We start from the raw sequence: 17549 nt of genomic DNA on the forward strand, positions 1-17549 counted from the left end.
TCAAGTTCGGCAAGCGATTGTTGCTGATCAAACTTTGACCACTGCAGACCGCAATAACCAGTTGACAGCCGTTGACCAGGCCCTGACTGCTGCCAACAACTTGTTAACCAATACTGTTGATGCCCAGGATGTTTTGGATGCTCAAACGCAAGGGTTAAAGGAAATCGATGCGAGTCACGTTGCTGGTCTTCCTTTAGCCGACCAAGTTCAAAATGCCCAGAAAAAATTGGCTGATATGCAAAACTCGTTAACGGCAGCTGTGATTGCTGATCCAAATATCTTAGATAGTAGTAAAGCAGCTCGGCAGTCGCTTTTATCAGCCACACTGAATAAGTACACTGATAAATTAAACGATGCCCTGGCGGATTCAGGGTCGACAGGTCAAACGATTGCTGACTTGCTGACAGCCGGTGACCAAGAATTGCAAAAAGACCGGCAATCGGATGATGGCCAAGGGGCCAGTGTTGATCAACCATTGGCGACTCAGATTACAGCCGCGCTGCAGCTGGTTAATCAAAAGTCACAAGGTGTTCAAACAGCTATTAATCAAGACGATTCATTAAGTCAGGCACAAATTAATCAAGAAACGCTTACTAATCAACAAACATTGCAACAGGCGCAAACTGATTTAAACGGGGAAACCACTGCGCAAGCAATGGCTGACCGGTTACGTGTAGCTTTGAACGATTTAGATCAAATTCATGTGCCAAATTCAGTTTCGCTGGCGGACCAAAAGGCCGCGGCAGTCGCTAATTTGGCTCAGCTTTACGGTCAAGTGAAAGATGCAATTGTTGCGGATAAGACCTTGACGAGTAGCCAAAAGTCCCAGCAGCTGGCTAATTTGGACCAAGCCAAGCAACAGGGTGATACTCAGTTGAATCAAAGCGCTCGGGCAACCGAGTTAAACATGAAGATTGAATCAGCCAGTCAGGCACTAAGCGCCATCCACATAGCTGGAACACCGGTGGTCAGTCAGCAGCAAAGTCAAGCAACATGGTTGAATAATCAAATTCAGCAACTGTCAGACCGTTTGGCGGCAGAAAAAGTTGCACCAACTGACGAGACTGCTTTGCAGGATTCAATTCAGCAGGCGCAGACCAATTTGCAAGGTCAAATCGATCAAGCCATGGATGCTGATGATTTGCAATCTGTGCACGCGACTGGTCTTTTAACCCTGGCAAACTTAGCCTTACAAATCCAGCAATCCCAAGCTCGTTTTGCCATTAATCAAGCCGCAGGCCAGCAGGTAGCAGCCATTAACCAGGATCCTTCTTTGACCAAGGAAGGTCAAAATGGTCAAGACGACCAGGTCCAGCAGGTCAATGATGCTCGAGCAGAAATTATTGCTCAGATTGATTCGGCAACAACGGTTGACCAGTTGACGGCCTTGCAGACGGCTGGATTAACAACCCTCGCACAGATTCATCAATCTGCTGCAAAATCAGTTGACCAGCAGCGCCAAGGAGCAGAAAGTCAGGCGAGCGATGCCATTCAGCATGTCACAGATGCAATTGCCGCGGCAAAAGATCAAGGCCAATTGACGGACGAACAAGTTGCTGCCCTTACGGCAGCTTTGACTAAAGTTCAAGAGAAGATAAGCCAAGCATTGGCTAGCGCTCAGACGGCCGATCAGATTAATGCCAACCTTCCTCAACTCAGCCAAGATTTAGCTGGGGTGCAGTTGGACTTGCAACAGGATATCTCAACGAATGAAGTTAATCGTAGCGCCCAGCAGGTAATTGAGGCGATTAATCAAGATTCAACTTTGGATGACAGCGAAAAGCAAGTCCAACAGGATAATGTCTTGACTCAGCAACGAAGCGCACTTCAGCAGATTGCTGCAGCTGCGACACCTGCTGCTGCTCAATCAGCTGAAACGACCTTTGAACAGACGGTCACAGACCAACATGTACCGGGGCAAAGCATCGATAATCGTCGGCCACAATTGACTGAAGCGATTATAAATGCCACAAATCAGGCTACAGACGCAATTAATGGCGACAGTTCATTGACGGGAGCAGCTAAGCATGACCAACTGACGCAGTTGGCTCAGACCAAAGATGCAGCCTTGAATCAATTAGCCAAGGCAACGACAGCGGCTGATGGTGTTAATGGTGTTCGTCAAAACATTATGGCCATTGGTCAAATACACCAACCAGCTGAAAAAACGCTCAACCAACAACGTCAAGACCTCCTAGACTTGATTACTAACTTAGTTAATCAGGCTGGAGAAAATATTGACCAAGAAAAGTCTTTGACCAGTACTGAGAGAGCTGCTTTGCAGAAACAAGTGACTGCATTGCAACAGGTAGCCGTTCAAAATGCTAATCAGGCTCAAAATGCTGATGATCTGCAGGCTGCCCAAACGGCGCTCCAAGAGGGCTTAGATCAAATTCAATTGATGAGGCAACAGGCTGTTGATTTTCATGCCTTGGACCAGGCTCAGTTGGCGGCCAAGCAGGTGATTACGAATAATCAAACATTGTCGGATGTTGAAAAGAATACCCAAAGTATCCAGGTGACGTTATTGTTTAACCTGTACCAACAAGCGTTACTGTCAGCGCAAAATCTGGCTAATTTAGCCAGTGCTTTAAACCATGGAACAGCTGCTATTGCACTGATACCAAACGATGGACCAACAATCCAACAACGAACTGCCAACTATATCGACCGCTTGACCAGTGAGGCAACTAAGGTGCAAAGTCGCATTAGTACCGACAATACTTTAACGGCGACGGCTAAGGATCAGCAAACAAAGGAGGTTGAACAAGTACTCATCGATGGAATAGCTGCTATTCGGACTGCGATTAATGTGCAGGACGGTGTCGATAAGACCAATCAAGCTTTGCAAAGGGTTGATGCTGTCTATCAGCCAGGACCATCGTTGTTGAACCAGCAGGTAGCTGTCCGCAATACGGCGGCTAATGACCTAAATACGGTTAATAATGTGATTAGCAGCGATGATACGTTGACTGCAGATGAAAGCAATTATCTTGATAATCTGATGGACCAGTACAAACAGGTCTTTGTTGCTGCTGTTCAAACTGCTCAATCAGCCGATGAAATCAATCAAGCGCTGGCTGATTTTCATACAAATTTGATCAAAATTAGTAACCAACATATTCAGTACAATGTCATACACCAACTGCAACAAAATGCCAGTGATACGAAGACAGCTATCGAAAATGACCCAACGTTGGATACTGGTGCTGAACAAGACCAGTTAGCAGCTGTGCAGATGAGTTTGAATCAAGCAACGACGGCGATTATGGCAGTCGGCCTTGGTGACGAGCAAGCGCAAGCCAAGTTTGCAAGTGCTTTGGCAGAGGGAAACCAACAGATTCAAGATAGCCATCAGCCAGGCCCAACTGTTGCCAGTCATTTAGCTGATTGGCAACAGGCACTGACGACGACCGCTAGCCAGGTTGTAGATCAAATTAATGCCGATAAAACACTGACTAGTTCAGACCGTAATCGTCAGGTGGCAAGTGTGCAGCAAGCATTGGCGAATAATTTGAAGGCTTTACAGGACGTGATAACAGTCCAATCTGGGGATACAATGGTAATGAATGGTCAACAGGCCTTCAAAGCTATCCACGTGGCTGGGTTAGCAGTCGCTGACCAAAGGGCAGCGGCTAGCGCAACAGTTCAGGATAAAATCAGTGTTGAACAGCAAAAGATTGACAAAAATAGTGACCAAATCCAGTCAAGTGATCAGTCGGCTTTGACCGATCAGGTTACGGCTGCACAAAAGATGGCTAACGCTGCAATTCAATCCGCTCAGTCGGCCGATGAGGTTAACCAGGCTGTGGCTGATTTGAATCAAAAATTAGCCATGATTGATTTAAATTTGGCCCAGCGAGAAGGGCAATTCCGGTTGGAAGCTGTTAATAGTCAAGTTCAGGCAGCAATTGATGGGGATGTGACCCTGTTGCCCGATGCAAAGGCTGCTCAGCAAGCTAACCGGCTGGCGATGTTGCAACAGATGACAGCTGACTTAGCAGCTACAACCACTATTGCCAAGGCCCAGCAAAGCGCCGACGATGGCATTATGGTCATTCAAGCTGCTCACCAAGTGGGTCAGAATCTTACCGACCAAAAGCAAGCCTTGATTGTGAATTTACAGCAGGATGACCAAGCTGTTAAGAACCAAATTGATGCTGATCCAACCTTGTCGCAGGCAGAAAAAGACCGCCAAAAAGCATCCATTGATCGAGGCGAAGCACAAATCATTAGCCAAATTAATAGTGCCACTGATGCTACTGCTGCTAAGCAGGTAGCTGATACCGGCACTATGACTAATCAAAAGATTTACGTTCCTGGCCAAACAATCACGGGCAACGGCGGTCAACGTGATCAGTTTATGGGAAAAATTACGGATCATAGTGCTAATGTGCAACTGGCTATCACTGCTGCAGCAACCAAGGGTCAAATTAAGGTTGATCAAGAGATACAATTGACCGAGCAGTTACAGCAGGCTGTCAGTGCTGCTCAGGCAGCTGGAATGGCCGCCACTAATGCCGATCAAATCTTGGCGGCTAATCAACAGTTGAACACTGATTTGACCAGTGTTGAATATAATTTGGCTACCGATCGCGCTAACTATCAACTGTTGCTGGCCTATAAAAATTCGAACCAAGCCATTAATGCTGATCCAACGTTGAGTGGTCAGGAAAAAACTGAGCAAGAAGATCAGGTTAATGCCCGTTGGAATACTGGTCAGCAAAATTTGGCCACCGCGAAAACAGCTACCCAAGTTGAACAAATGACCACTGAAACAGTCGCAGCAATCAACCAAGTCCACCATAGTGGCCAGTCGGTTGGAGAGCGACTACAGGGTTATACTGATCAAATTGAAGCGGCAGTGGCACAAGTGATTGATCAAATCAAGCAGGATCGTAGTCTTTCACCAACTGGACAAGCAACTATGATTGAAGCTGTTAATGACCAACGTGATTGGTACTTGAATGAATTGCAAGGTGCTCAGAGTGTTGTTGCTGCTGAAATGCTGGTCCAAGATGATCTTAATGCGCTGGCCTTTGGCCAGCACGCTAATAGTCAACTTGGCCAAGGAAAGGCAGATTGGTTTGCTCAGGTTTATGATGGATTGAAAGGAACTGACCAGTCAATTAACGGCTATTCAGCCTTATCTGCTGGTCAAAAATCAGTTTTGTTACAAACGATGTTATCGTTAGTGACAACGACAAACGCTCAAATTCGTCAAGCCCAGACGCTAGATCAAATAGTCCAATTGTTGCGTAATTTGATGTCTGATTTGACCAAATTGACCTTGCAGGCTAGTCAATCTGCTACCAACAACCAGTTGGAATCAGCCTTGGTAACCAACAAGGTGGCGACTACTGCTAATCGGTCTTTACCTCTGCCAGAGGGGCAGGACCGAATTCAGCTAGGAGACCGTTTGTTTTCTGCCAAAACGATCCTACCGGCCACTTGGTCAATCGATACCGCCGATCACCAGTCATTAACTTTTTTGGCTGTCACTTTGGCGAGTCTCTCAATCGGTTTAACTGGTTTTGGATTGAAATTAGGACGACAAAAAGTAAATGGAGGTAAAAACAAAGCAGATAATCATCATTAGTTTAGAAATTAAACGTACATTTTTTGATCACGATGACGATCATTTTTGAATGATTTGAGAACGATCGTTTTTGGTTGATTTTTGGTATTTTTATAAGAGTCACAAACTATTCAGACATAGTTTGTGACTTTTTTTGCTGGGACCCATGGATGTGGTGGCTTGATTGGGTTTTCTTTTCTGAAGAAAGGCTGAGTAAATGTTCCAAATTTTTTGACATAACCAATCTCTTTTTGGCTCTGTTGGTGAAAAAAGTTGTATCGCCAATCGATTCTTCCTATAATGATGGTAGAAATAGGAAGAGACAAGTGGAATCAACACCTCAACAGAGGTAGAGAGGAAGGTTGTCTTATGTACTATCGGCAAAAGCGCTTAGGATTGATATTGCTAGCATTTCTGTTAGCACCTACTGTGCTTGAAGGTGGGCTTTTTGCCTCAGCAATGGAAAATCAGTTTGCCAAGCAAGCTGTGAAACAAGCCAACAAGGACCCAGTTAAGGCTCAGGCCCAATCAGCGGTCCAAAATCATCAAGAAGAACAAATGATCGCAGATCATCGGCGTCTTCGAAAGCAAGCAGATCAGGAATTTAAAAACCGAGTGAAGGATCAGCTCAAGGCTAAAGGATTACCAGTGCCCAAATCAGAACGGGCATTGGCTAACAGTCCAGTAACCTTAATGGTTGAATTTGATCGGCCACCAGCAGCTTTGCAAGAAGAAAAGACCCTAGTCGCTGGATTACAACGCCAACAAGACCCGGTAGCAAGACGCGTGCGGCGAAACGCGCGGGAGAACAATATTAAGGAAGTTCGGGCTGCTGGTCAACAAGTAGTAGCGGAACAACGATCGGCCCGGGATGCAGTCGAAAAAATTGCTAAGAAAAAAGCCCAACACGAATTTGGTTATTTGACCAATACGATGTCGATTGTAACGCGGGTTAAGGATGTCAAGGATGTTCAAGCTGTTGCTGGGGTCAAACGCGTGACGCCGGCTAACATTTACCAACCGCAAGATTTGGCCGCAGATCAAATTGTGCAGGCTTCGACAACTTGGCACCACCATCATCTAAGAGGGGACAAGACGGTCATTGCAATTGTTGACACGGGCATTGATACTAAGCACGAGTTAATGTCTCTTGGCAAGGAAGCCAAGCAGAAAATTAGTCAAACAGAGGCGAAACAGGCCATCGAGCGGCTTGGTCATGGTTGCTATTCATCGGCAAAGGTTCCTTATTCTTACAACTATGCTGATGGAACGGTGAATACGGTCTTTGATTTAAATAAAAATTCGATGCATGGCATGCATGTTGCCGGTTTAGCGGCCGGCTATTCGGCCTTGCCTAATTTTGCTCATTTTGATCAAAATCATTATGCAATTGGGACTGCACCGAATGCACAGCTGCTAAACATGAAGGTTTTCTCGAATACTGGTGGTGGTGCGAGTAGTGATGATATCATTGCAGCAATTGAGGATGCTGTTTTTCTGAAGGCGGATGTGATTAATCTTTCCTTGGGATCTGCTAGCGGTAATGTTGACCAGGACAGCCCGGAACAGCGCGCCATTAATTTGGCTGCTCAGCAGGAGAGCATTCCGGTCGTTGCGGCGGGCAACGCTGGTCTGTCGACTTCTAATACTGGTTTGAATGTCATTAATACACGCCAAACAAACGATACTGGAACGCTCAGTTCACCGGGTGTACTCGATTCAGCTTTGACCGTGGCTTCGTCGAATAACCTGGCTTATGATATTCCGACTGATGGCCCGGCTAAATTGAGCCACCTGTCTTCCTTTTCGTCTTATGGGCCAACGCCTGATTTACAGTTAAAGCCCGACATTACTGCTCCGGGTGGTCGGTTATTATCGAGTTTGAATGATAACCGGTATGATTACATGTCAGGGACTTCGATGGCGACGCCAGTCATGGCCGGATCAGCTGCTTTGTTCGCCCAATCGTTGGCTGGACGGGTACCAGCCCCCAAAATTAGCCAGCATATAAAGACTGCTTTGATGAACACTGCACGGCCATTAGTCGACGAAAAAACGTCAGCCATTATTTCGCCCCGCGTTCAGGGGGCAGGATTAGCTCGGGTTGATGATGCAATCGACAGTCGGACTAAGCTAACAACCTCAAAAGGGACTTCATCGCTTTCTTTGGGAGCTTTTTCGGAGTCTAAGCAAACGATGCAAGTCTTTTTGGAAAATCAGAGTGACCATGAGCAAAATTTTCGTTACCAGACGGACCACCGTGTTTGGACCGATGGTTCGGTACCAGGAAAGATGGCCACGGATAAGCAAATTTTGGGTGCTGATTTGTCGCTGATTGGAACTGGTGTGGCAAAGCAAGTGTCAAATAGTGAACAGAAAATTATTCGGGTTCCTGCCCATCAGCGAGTGGCCGTTTTGTTTGGTTTGACCTTGCCCGACCAGGCTAAAGGGGGCTTTGTTGAAGGCTATTTACAATTTAAGCCGGTTGATTCCGCTGGTCATAAGCTGAAAGAAGGGGCACAGTTAGCCATGCCATATCTTGGTTACTACGGCGATTGGCAAAACCAGCAAATTTTTGACCGGCCTGCCTGGAATCCTGATTCCTACTTTGGCCAATCGGCCCTCGTTGATAGTGAACGAGTACCTTTGGGTCTGAACAAGGCGGGAAAGATCATTCCGGAAAATATTGCGATTACACCAGATTTGGCGATGATGAACGGCTATTCGCAACCACTCCTTAACCTCTGGCGCAACGCCCATCACGTGGTGGCCGAAATCTATCAGCATAATCCGGCTGAAGACCGGTGGGCTGGCCAGCAACCATTGCGAAGGGTCAGTGTTGATGACGAAGTACTGAAGTCCTATTATCAACGTGGACGTGATCAATTTACAACGTATGATGCTAGTGGCCATGGTTGGAGTGGTGATCGGTGGAATGGTAAAACGGGCCGAAATGAGCCTGTTGCAGATGGTCAGTATTACTACCAACTTTCTGCTGAAGCGGCTAGTGGTCGACTAAATGGTTCAGCTGGTGGACGACCTACTCGTCAGCGGTTAATCTTTCCAATCAAAGTTGATCGACATGGCCCGGTGGTGACCAATCCACATTTCCAAGTAAAAAAACAGTTGAATCCATCCGCCGCCCAATCAAAAAAATCAATTTGTCTGGCCGCTGGATTGACGGACGACTTGAGTGGTATTGATACTTTTGGCCGAATTGGTTTCGTTGTTAATGGGCTTTTGACAATTGTTGACCAGCCATTGCAAGAAAACCACCAGCTCCATCAACAATTATTGTTGCCAATGAGTCCGGACCAGCTTCAGGCATTTCATACTAACCAAAAGAATCGAATTCAAATTTTAGCATTCGATAACGCAGGCAATCTGACGAAGCAATCTTTTACGCTTTCAGGGCCTAACGCTGATTTTTTGGCTGATCAGCCTGCATCAACACTCCCTTCTCCGGTTAATGGCATTAAACAGAGTCAACCGGGGATGATCAAGAATACGCTGAGTCCAGTTAGCCAAGGGCGGACCAGGATAGGTCAGGGTGAGCCGGATAAGGATTGGCTGCTAGTTAACGCTAACCAGCCAATGATTACCTTTGATCATTTTATTAATTTGTTTGTAAATACAGTGACTGCTCAAACACGATACTATAACCAGCAAACACAAAAGCTCACGATTAGTGGGCATCTGCGTCAAGCAGTGGATCAGCTATTGATTGGTGAAAGCCAAGGGAAGCGCCTTGCAGTAGCAGTCGATCCGCAAACGCTAGCATTTCAAACGGTAGTAGAGGCGAAGCCAAATGCCAAAACCGTGGTGCCAATTCAGCTGATTGTTGGTGGTCAAACTTTGGTTGATGGTGGCTTGAGATTCTACGTTGACACTAGTTTGCCGGAGCTAAACCTGATGAACGAAAGGACGCTAGAACGACTAAATGATGGAACTTATCAAGTTAAAACTAACCAAAAGGCTTACCAGTTGAAAGGGCAAGCTGGTGACAACTATGATGGTTACCAACTGATGATTAATGGCGATATGATTGCTAAGAAAAACTTTAGTCTGACTTTTAACCAAAAGACCACTGGTGGGATAACCGAGTTTTCGGTGCCTTTCCACTTGACGGAAGGTGACAACCGGGCGGTTTTGGTAATCCGTGATGCCGTGGGCAATCGGACTGAAAAGAAGGTGAATGTCCGCTATTATCAAAGCACTTTGCCAGCACCCACGATTGCAAAAGCTGGTTTTAGCGTTAATCAACTGTTCCCAATGCTGCTAACAGCAAAAGCGAATCGGCCGGCCAATAGTCCAAGTGATAACAATCTGACGATTGTCTATTCATTAAATCAGGGTCAGCAATGGCAAACATATCAGGGTGATGTGTCAATCCGAGAAAATAAAGCGGTTCAGTTCAAAACAATTGATGCCTACGGGAATGAATCAAAAGTGGTTACAGTGATAGTAAATGAATTCCCACCGACGCCTAATAGGCAAAAAGCGGTTGTTAATCATCGGCCATCCAGACCAAGACTAGGCAACCAAGTTTCCAGGCCATTACCACGGCATGACGACCAGGCACATAGTCAACAACGGCAACATGGAAGCTGGAGGGACTGGTTCCATTTCCAGCCAGTCGGATGTTGGTGGAGTTGGAAAACCCACCTACTGTCACCACTAATTCATAGTTGGCATGCTTTGATTAATAAGTTTTTTTAATAAAAAAATAAAGGAGATAATGATAAAAATCCAATAATAATTTGATTTAAATGGAATGTTAACTTATAAGTGTGCTTAACAAAAAGCAAAATTAATCTTGGAAGAAGGCAAATCGCTTTGATTTGCCTTTTTTTCATGAATAATTTAATAATTTGGCGAGTTACAGGAAAAGAACAGTTTATTCTACTAGGAAAAAATGCGGTTGGGAGAATTCTAGGTAATCCGAACAAAGGCGAAATGACTATGTTAAAATACTAATAAGAATAGTGATTTCAACTGAATAAATCGGGATGAACGCTGACAAGAATTCAGTTATAAAATCATCCTGGTGTGGCCTTGGTTTTCGTCCTGGTTGAAATGGCGGAAGAAATTTATACAGTCGTTGATCAGAATTGTGAACACGCTGATCAGTTTTTACCCTTTATTGACCAAAGGAAAGGAGAAAGGAATTATGACAATTCAACTTGTTGGCTTCTCATTCTGATAACGGAATGGGATTGAAGTCTTTTCAGCCCCATTCAACGTGCACAGCATTCGAATGGAGAAACTGAACAATGAACCTTAAATTAATTCGTAATTTTGCGATTATTTCCCACATTGACCATGGCAAGTCAACGCTATCGGATCGGTTAATGGAGAAAACCAAGACGGTTTCGGACCGGGAAATGACGCCCCAGTTATTAGATAGCATGGGTGTCGAGCAAGCACATGGCGTGACGGTCAAGTCACGGACGGTGCAAAATACTTATCGGGCCAATGACGGCCGAGATTATCAATTAAATCTGATTGATACACCGGGTCATGTTGATTTTAACTATGAAGTCAAAAAAAGTTTATCAGCAACCGATGGGGTTATCCTCTTAGTTGATGCAACTCAGGGCGTTCAAGCACAAACTGTTGCTAACTGGCGGTTGGCCCATGAATTGGGACTGCCCATTTTGCCGGTTTTAAATAAAATTGATGCCGCTAGTGCTCAGGTTGACGAGGGCGAAGAACAAATTAGACAACTGGATCAGACCTTAGCCAATCGTCAAATTTACCATATTTCAGCCAAAACGGGTTTGGGAATAGCGGACCTTTTGGAGGCAATTGTTCATGAATTACCGGCACCGGTCGGTGAGGAAAGCAGCCCTCTCAAAGCCCTGGTGTTTGATTCGGAATATGATGCCTTTCAAGGGGTCATTGCCCAAGTTCGCATCATCGATGGAACTCTGAAAAAGGGCGCCGCGCTGCAATTGATGGCTAACAGTCAAAAGTTGTTGGCCAAAGAAGTTGGTATTTATCAGCCAAACCGAGTGCCTGTCAACGAATTAACCATTGGAGAAGTCGGTTATATCGTGACTGGGATTAAAGATCCCAAGCAGGTGACTGTTGGCGATACGTTGACGAGCCAAATTCAACCAACAAGAACGGCGTTGCCTGGGTACCAGCAAAGTCAGCCAGTGGTTTATGCGGGGATTTACCCAGTCGACGACTACAATGTCTTGCATGAGGCATTGCAAAAATTAGCTTTGAATGATACCTCTTTAGTCTTAACAGCTGAGCAGTCCGAGGCGCTGGGGCCAGGTTTTCGAGCGGGGTTCCTAGGTATCTTTCATTTGCAAATCATTAAAGAGCGTTTGGAAACTGAGTTTGGCATTGAAGTGGTGGTGACAGCTCCAAACGTTTCTTACCAGGTACAAGTGGCACAAAAAGGTCAGGATATTCAGACGGTACTGGTGACTAATCCAACCAAGTTTCCTGATTTTGACCAAATTTTGGCCATTGAGGAACCAGTGGTCAAGGCGACTATCATGACGCCAAGCGATTCGGTTAATCAACTGATGAAACTAGCGGATGATTATCGAGGTGTCTTCATGGATATGGGGAACCAGGGCGATTACGTCCGCCTGGTCTATCAAATGCCTTTATCTGAAATCGCCTACGATTTCTTCAACCAATTAAAGTCACTTTCACACGGTTATGCTTCATTTAGTACGGAACCGATTGGCTATCAGGAAGCTGATTTGGTCAAGGTCGACGTGCAGGTTAACTATGCTCAGGTCGATGCACTGGCCTTTGTCACTCATCGTTCACGAGTGAGTGAGCAAACGCAGCAATTAGTCCATGAGTTAAAGAGGACGGTTCCAAGACGTCTTTATCCAATGCCAGTTCAAGCGGTCGTGGAAGGGCGTGTCATTGCCCGTGTTGATGTACCACCATTGCGTAAAAATGCTGCAGTCAATGGTCAAGCACGGAGCATCTCGAAAAAACAGGCGCTCCTTCGCCGTCAAAGTGCCAACAAACGTCAGGCGGCTCAGTCTGATATTGAATTACCACAAGACGTTTTTAATGCTTTACTTTCATTAAAATAATTAAGAATTAGCCCCAGCGCAGCTTGCTTTGGGGCTTTTTTTAATACTAAATTATGATTTTTATTTAGAATTTATATTCAAAAATAATCGAGATATTCGCAAAAAAATGGCCAAAATAACTGTTTGGTTTTAATATTTAAATAAAAATTTGATAATTTTTGAACTAAATTGACTTTTATTGTTTCGAAGCATAGACTAAAAATTGTAATATTAATAAAAAAGAAGGAAAATTTAAAATGAAAAAACATGGTGCGGACATTGTCACAGATTCCTTAGTGAATCACGGGGTTGATCTCGTTTTTGGCATTCCAGGAGCGAAGATTGATCGTTTGTTCGAGACACTTGAGCACCCACAAAAGGGACAACGGGTACCAAAGTTGATCGTGACCCGGCATGAACAAAATGCCGCCTTTATGGCTCAGGCATTTTCACGGATTACTGGTAAGACAGGCGTGGTTATTGCTACTTCTGGTCCTGGGGTTGGCAACTTGGTGACAGGCTTGATGACTGCTAATGCAGAAAGTGATTCAGTGTTAGCCATCGGTGGTCAGGTTCCTCGTCGTGACTTGTATCGGTTGACGCACCAATCAACGAATTCGGCAGCCTTGTTTCAAAGCGTGACCCGGTTTAGTTCTGAGATTCAAGACCCAAACAATATTTCTGAAATTATTGCTAATGCCTTTGCGGCGGCTAATGGAACCAAGCGGGGAGCAGCCTTTGTTTCTTTGCCACAGGACGTCGATGATGTTGAAGTGAACAGCCCGGCATTGCCTGTCGTGAACCAGCCTCGTCAGGGGGCAGCTGCTTTAGCTGATTTAGACTGGTTGGCTGAACAAATTAAGGCGGCCAAGTTGCCCGTTTTGCTTGTCGGTGCCCGTGGTTCTGATGATGACACGGTGGCGGCCCTGCATACGCTATTGAAACAAACGCCTTTGCCAGTAGTCGAAACCTTCCAGGGAGCCGGTGTGATTTCGCGTGACTTGGAAGCTCAATCATACTTCGGTCGGGTTGGCCTCTTCCGTAACCAAACTGGTGATAAGTTGCTGAAACAATCTGACTTGGTTGTGACGGTTGGCTATGATGCCATCGAGTATGAACCACGAAATTGGAATAAGGAAAACGATTTGAAAATTGTCGCCATGGATATTGCGCCAGTTCAGATTGACAATAACTTTGTCCCCACGCGCCAATTGGTTGGTAACTTAGCTCAATCATTGACACTTTTGACAAAGAAGGTTGCAGGTTATCAGGTGCCGGTAGAAAGCCAGGGCCCATTGCAAGAGTTAAAGGCTGATTTGAAGGCCTCTGATGAGCCGTCATACACGCCAGCACAAGCCAATTTGAACCACCCGTTGAATGTTATCAAGGCCTTGCAAAGTCACGTGACTGATGACATGACAGTTTCGACCGATATTGGCTCACACTATATTTGGATGGCCCGCCACTTTAAGTCGTATGTTGCTCGTCACTTCTTGACGTCTAATGGAATGCAGACACTTGGGGTCGGCCTGCCTTGGGCAATGGCCGCTGCGCTGGTTCGTCCGAATGCCAAATCAGTTTCTGTTTCTGGTGATGGTGGATTCTTCTTTTCTGCAATGGAATTGGAGACAGCCGTCCGTTTGCATTTGAACACGGTGCATATCGTCTGGAATGATAATGCCCATTATGATATGGTTAAGTTTCAAGAGGAAATGAAGTATGACGGTCAAGCTGCCGGTGTTGACTTTGGTCACATTGATATCGTGAAATACGCAGAGGCCTTTGGTGCTAAGGGACTGCGTGTTGAAACACCAGTTGATCTTGATGCGGTTTTGACAGAAGCCTTTGCAACAGAGGGGCCAGTTGTTGTTGACATACCCGTTGATTATTCACACAATTTTGAATTAGGATCTCAGTTGATTGAATCGGAGGGGTAATGTTGGTTTGGTTATCGGCCAAAAGATCCTTTTATTTGAACTAATGCCACCCTCACAACTTCATTAATGAAAAAAGCCTTTCAGAAAAATTATCTGAAAGGCTTTTTTAGTAGGCCAATGCTGATTTTATTGCTGGTTAGCTACCCAAGCTGGGAGGACAATTTGGTCGATTAATTCTTCTGGTTTTGGTGCTTGCTGGGTGGCAATAAACGAATAGTAGCGGCGGAGATTACCCAGGAGCATTAAGACCTCTTTGGTGGGAACTGTCTTTAATTCACCGCGATTGATAGCCCGAGTAGCTAACAAAGTTCCAAGCTCGACGGCACCTTCCTCGGCCTTTTTTAAGAGGTCATCATTGATGGTTTCACCATTGATGGCTTGATAGAGTGTAAATTTAATCAAATATTGGTTAATGCGTTCATGCAGTCCCTCAATTTGCCGGGCGTTTTCAATGAGGTCTCCACGCAGGCTGCCAGTATCGGGAAAGGATTGGGGATCTAAATCCTCTGGGAACCCAGAATTTTCGTGTGCCCAGTGGTGGACCGCATCCACTAAGAGGGCCGATGGTGAGTCCCACCGACGATACAAGACACTCCTGGATGTTTGGGCAAAATGAGCAACATTTTTAAAAGTCACTGCATCGATACCTTGTTGGTCAAAAAGGTGTAATGCTACCGCATAGATTGTTTGTTCGAGGGCTAACCCACGTTTTCTGGTTTGCGTTTCTTTTTCCATAAAAATAGTTTAACACAAAAAATAAGAAACGTTATGTATCTTATTGACTTTTGTTTAATAGCCGAGTATATTAATCAGCGAATTAAAATAGAGAACAAAACGTTCCTTATTTTTTTCAAATAAACTAAACAGAGTGGAAAAATGGAAATTAAAAAAATACGCAATGTTGCGCTGATTTTGGCTTTTGGCCTTTTGGCGCCGATGCTTGATACAACTATGACCAATATCGCTGTTAACGATATCGGTCGTGATTTACATACTACACTAGGGAATGTGCAATGGATTATTACAGCCTACGGTTTGGCCACCAGTATTGCTTTGCCGTTTTCGGGCTGGTTAACGCAGCGCTTTAATGGAAAATTTGTTTTTTTGGCAGCGCAACTATTCTTCGGCTTGTCTTCGGTGGGGGCAGCATTAAGTCATGACATTAATGTCTTGATTTTGTACCGAGTCATTCAGGGCTTTGCGGCTGGTTTGATTATTCCCCTAGTCACAACCATGCTGGTCAATTTAGCACCGCGTGAACATTTGCAAAAATTGATGATGGTCGTGATGTTGCCAATTATGGTTGGCCCCATTTTTGGTCCAATTATTGGAGCACTTGTTGTTGAATATGGCAATTGGCAATGGATTTTTTGGATCAACGTACCAATTATGGTTATTGCAACAGGCATGAATATTTGGAAGGTACCAAATATTCCAGCCTTGAATAAAGCAGCACGGATTGATGCTCTTGGTATTGCTTTGCTAGGATTAGGTTCGGCCACTGTTATTTATGGCCTTTCGCGTGCTGGCGATTGGGCCAGCTTTAACAATGCCGACACCCGTCTCTATGTGACTGCTGGGTTATTGGCCTTTGTGGCCTATTGGATTTGGGCGAGGTACAAAAAAGACCAAGCAGTTTTGCCACTTGCTTTGTTTAAGTCGCCAGTTTACTCAGCGACAACGATTAACTTGGTTTTAGCTGGGATGGTAACGAATGGTCCAATGCTGATTTTACCATTGTACTTCCAACAAGGGCGGTCGCTGTCTGTTTTAGCAACCGGACTTTGGTTACTGCCCCAGGGAATTGGGATGCTGTTGATTCGTCCGGTCTTGTTGAAATTACTCGAGCACATCGGAGTTCGCTATGTGGTTTGGCTGGCCCTTTCATTGACCTTAATTGGGACGATTCCATTTGGTTGGATTAATAGCAACACGAACATGGGCATTGTTAGTGTTACGCTCTTTGTTCGTGGCCTTGGGGTTGGTGGTGTGATTATGCCACTGATGACCACAATTCTCTTGGGGATGGAAAAGGAATTGATTCCGCAAGCCAACATTGGCGCACGAATTTTTCAAAACGTTGGTGGCGCCTTCGGTTCAGCACTAGTGGCCACTGTCGTTGCCGCTTACATTGTGATCCACCCGGCCTTTGGTGCCAACATTGTTGCTTATCAACATGCCTTTTGGTGGTCGATGGCTATTACCGTTGTGATGTTTATTCCGGCCGTTTTTTTGCCAAAGCAAGTTGAGCCAAAGAGTTAACGCACTGACAACGAAGTCAATTGTAAAGAAAAAGTATCCATCGGTTTGTCTCACTAATTTTAAATCAGCGGGGCAGTGGTGGATACTTTTTTGTTTGAATAAAAATTTTCTGATTTAGTTTTTAGCTGGTCCTACAGATCGTTGAATCTTTGCTAACACCGCCCGGGCGATTGGCCCAACAACTAATATTTGCATTGGTAAGGACAAAAGCAGGTTGAAAAGCCAAGCCTTTGGATAGGCTGCTAGTGAGTGTCCTTTGATTAAGATACCAAAGAAGGACATGCAAGTAACCATGCCCAAAACCATCAGTATGGAGATGGTTAGAGGAATCTGGAGACCATCCGTTGCTTTGAAGCGGGGAAATATGTGCTTGAAAGCCAGCATCTTAGCCAAGGGACCAACGAGGAAACCGTCAAAAACCAAGGCAACGATTAAAGCAAGGGGGTAACCAACGATGACTTCGTGCCAGAAACCATCTGTTAGCCCGTCAGCGAGGTAAATATTGTAAATGGACATACCCAAAACCATCAGGCCAGCCATCATTAACATGAAAATTAGTTCTTCTCTAAAATTATGTGGCATTCATCAATGCTCCTTTTCTTATTAATTCCAACTTAGCATATAAAATTTTTTCTCGTAAGTAAGGATTTAATGAGAATTACTAGAAAAATATGTAGACGTCAGATGGGCACCATGTGTAATCTAAATTAACTACTTATT

General features: G+C 45.0%; 7 protein-coding genes. 5 read left to right on the forward strand and 2 right to left on the reverse strand.

The annotated features are described in order from the left end of the window. Positions 1–34 precede the first annotated feature (34 nt). From ACSYSH_RS01335 to alsS, 4 genes are all read left to right on the forward strand, one after another. Positions 35–5599, forward strand: coding sequence for a DUF1542 domain-containing protein (locus ACSYSH_RS01335; protein ID WP_491702566.1), 5565 nt, complete (start codon positions 35–37; stop codon positions 5597–5599). Between the two features lie 348 nt (positions 5600–5947). Next, complete coding sequence (locus ACSYSH_RS01340) at positions 5948–10297, forward strand: S8 family serine peptidase (RefSeq protein ID WP_491702565.1); 4350 nt, start codon at positions 5948–5950, stop codon at positions 10295–10297. 554 nt (positions 10298–10851) lie between these two features. Next, positions 10852–12651, forward strand: coding sequence for a translation elongation factor 4 (lepA, locus tag ACSYSH_RS01345; protein ID WP_491702564.1), 1800 nt, complete (start codon positions 10852–10854; stop codon positions 12649–12651). Between the two features lie 236 nt (positions 12652–12887). Then, the gene (gene alsS, locus ACSYSH_RS01350) at positions 12888–14567 is read left to right on the forward strand and encodes an acetolactate synthase AlsS (RefSeq protein ID WP_489816499.1); all 1680 of its coding nucleotides are present in this window, start codon (positions 12888–12890) and stop codon (positions 14565–14567) included. Positions 14568–14693: 126 nt separating this feature from the next. On the opposite strand, the gene ACSYSH_RS01355 is transcribed toward alsS, so the two are convergent. Continuing rightward, entirely contained in the window at positions 14694–15302 is a 609-nt protein-coding gene (locus ACSYSH_RS01355; RefSeq protein ID WP_489816500.1) for a TetR/AcrR family transcriptional regulator, read from the reverse strand. Between the two features lie 141 nt (positions 15303–15443). Here ACSYSH_RS01355 and ACSYSH_RS01360 point away from each other — a divergent pair, with 141 nt between their 5' ends. Next, entirely contained in the window at positions 15444–16829 is a 1386-nt protein-coding gene (locus ACSYSH_RS01360; protein ID WP_491702563.1) for an MDR family MFS transporter, read from the forward strand. Between the two features lie 114 nt (positions 16830–16943). Here the strand turns inward: ACSYSH_RS01360 and ACSYSH_RS01365 are convergent, their stop codons facing one another. Next, positions 16944–17411 (reverse strand): DUF2798 domain-containing protein, encoded by a 468-nt coding sequence (locus ACSYSH_RS01365; protein ID WP_489816502.1) that lies wholly within the window; start codon positions 17409–17411, stop codon positions 16944–16946. Between the last annotated feature and the right edge of the window lie 138 nt (positions 17412–17549).

Source organism: Fructobacillus sp. ESL1117 (assembly GCF_058508565.1).

What these genes read in the sequence shown, in the direction of transcription:
- ACSYSH_RS01340 (WP_491702565.1), top strand. Translation starts at nt 5,948, where the DNA reads ATGTACTATCGGCAAAAGCGCTTAGGATTGATATTGCTAGCATTTCTG.
- lepA (WP_491702564.1), top strand. Translation starts at nt 10,852, where the DNA reads ATGAACCTTAAATTAATTCGTAATTTTGCGATTATTTCCCACATTGAC.
- alsS (WP_489816499.1), top strand. Translation starts at nt 12,888, where the DNA reads ATGAAAAAACATGGTGCGGACATTGTCACAGATTCCTTAGTGAATCAC.
- ACSYSH_RS01355 (WP_489816500.1), bottom strand. Translation starts at nt 15,302, where the DNA reads ATGGAAAAAGAAACGCAAACCAGAAAACGTGGGTTAGCCCTCGAACAA.
- ACSYSH_RS01360 (WP_491702563.1), top strand. Translation starts at nt 15,444, where the DNA reads ATGGAAATTAAAAAAATACGCAATGTTGCGCTGATTTTGGCTTTTGGC.
- ACSYSH_RS01365 (WP_489816502.1), bottom strand. Translation starts at nt 17,411, where the DNA reads ATGCCACATAATTTTAGAGAAGAACTAATTTTCATGTTAATGATGGCT.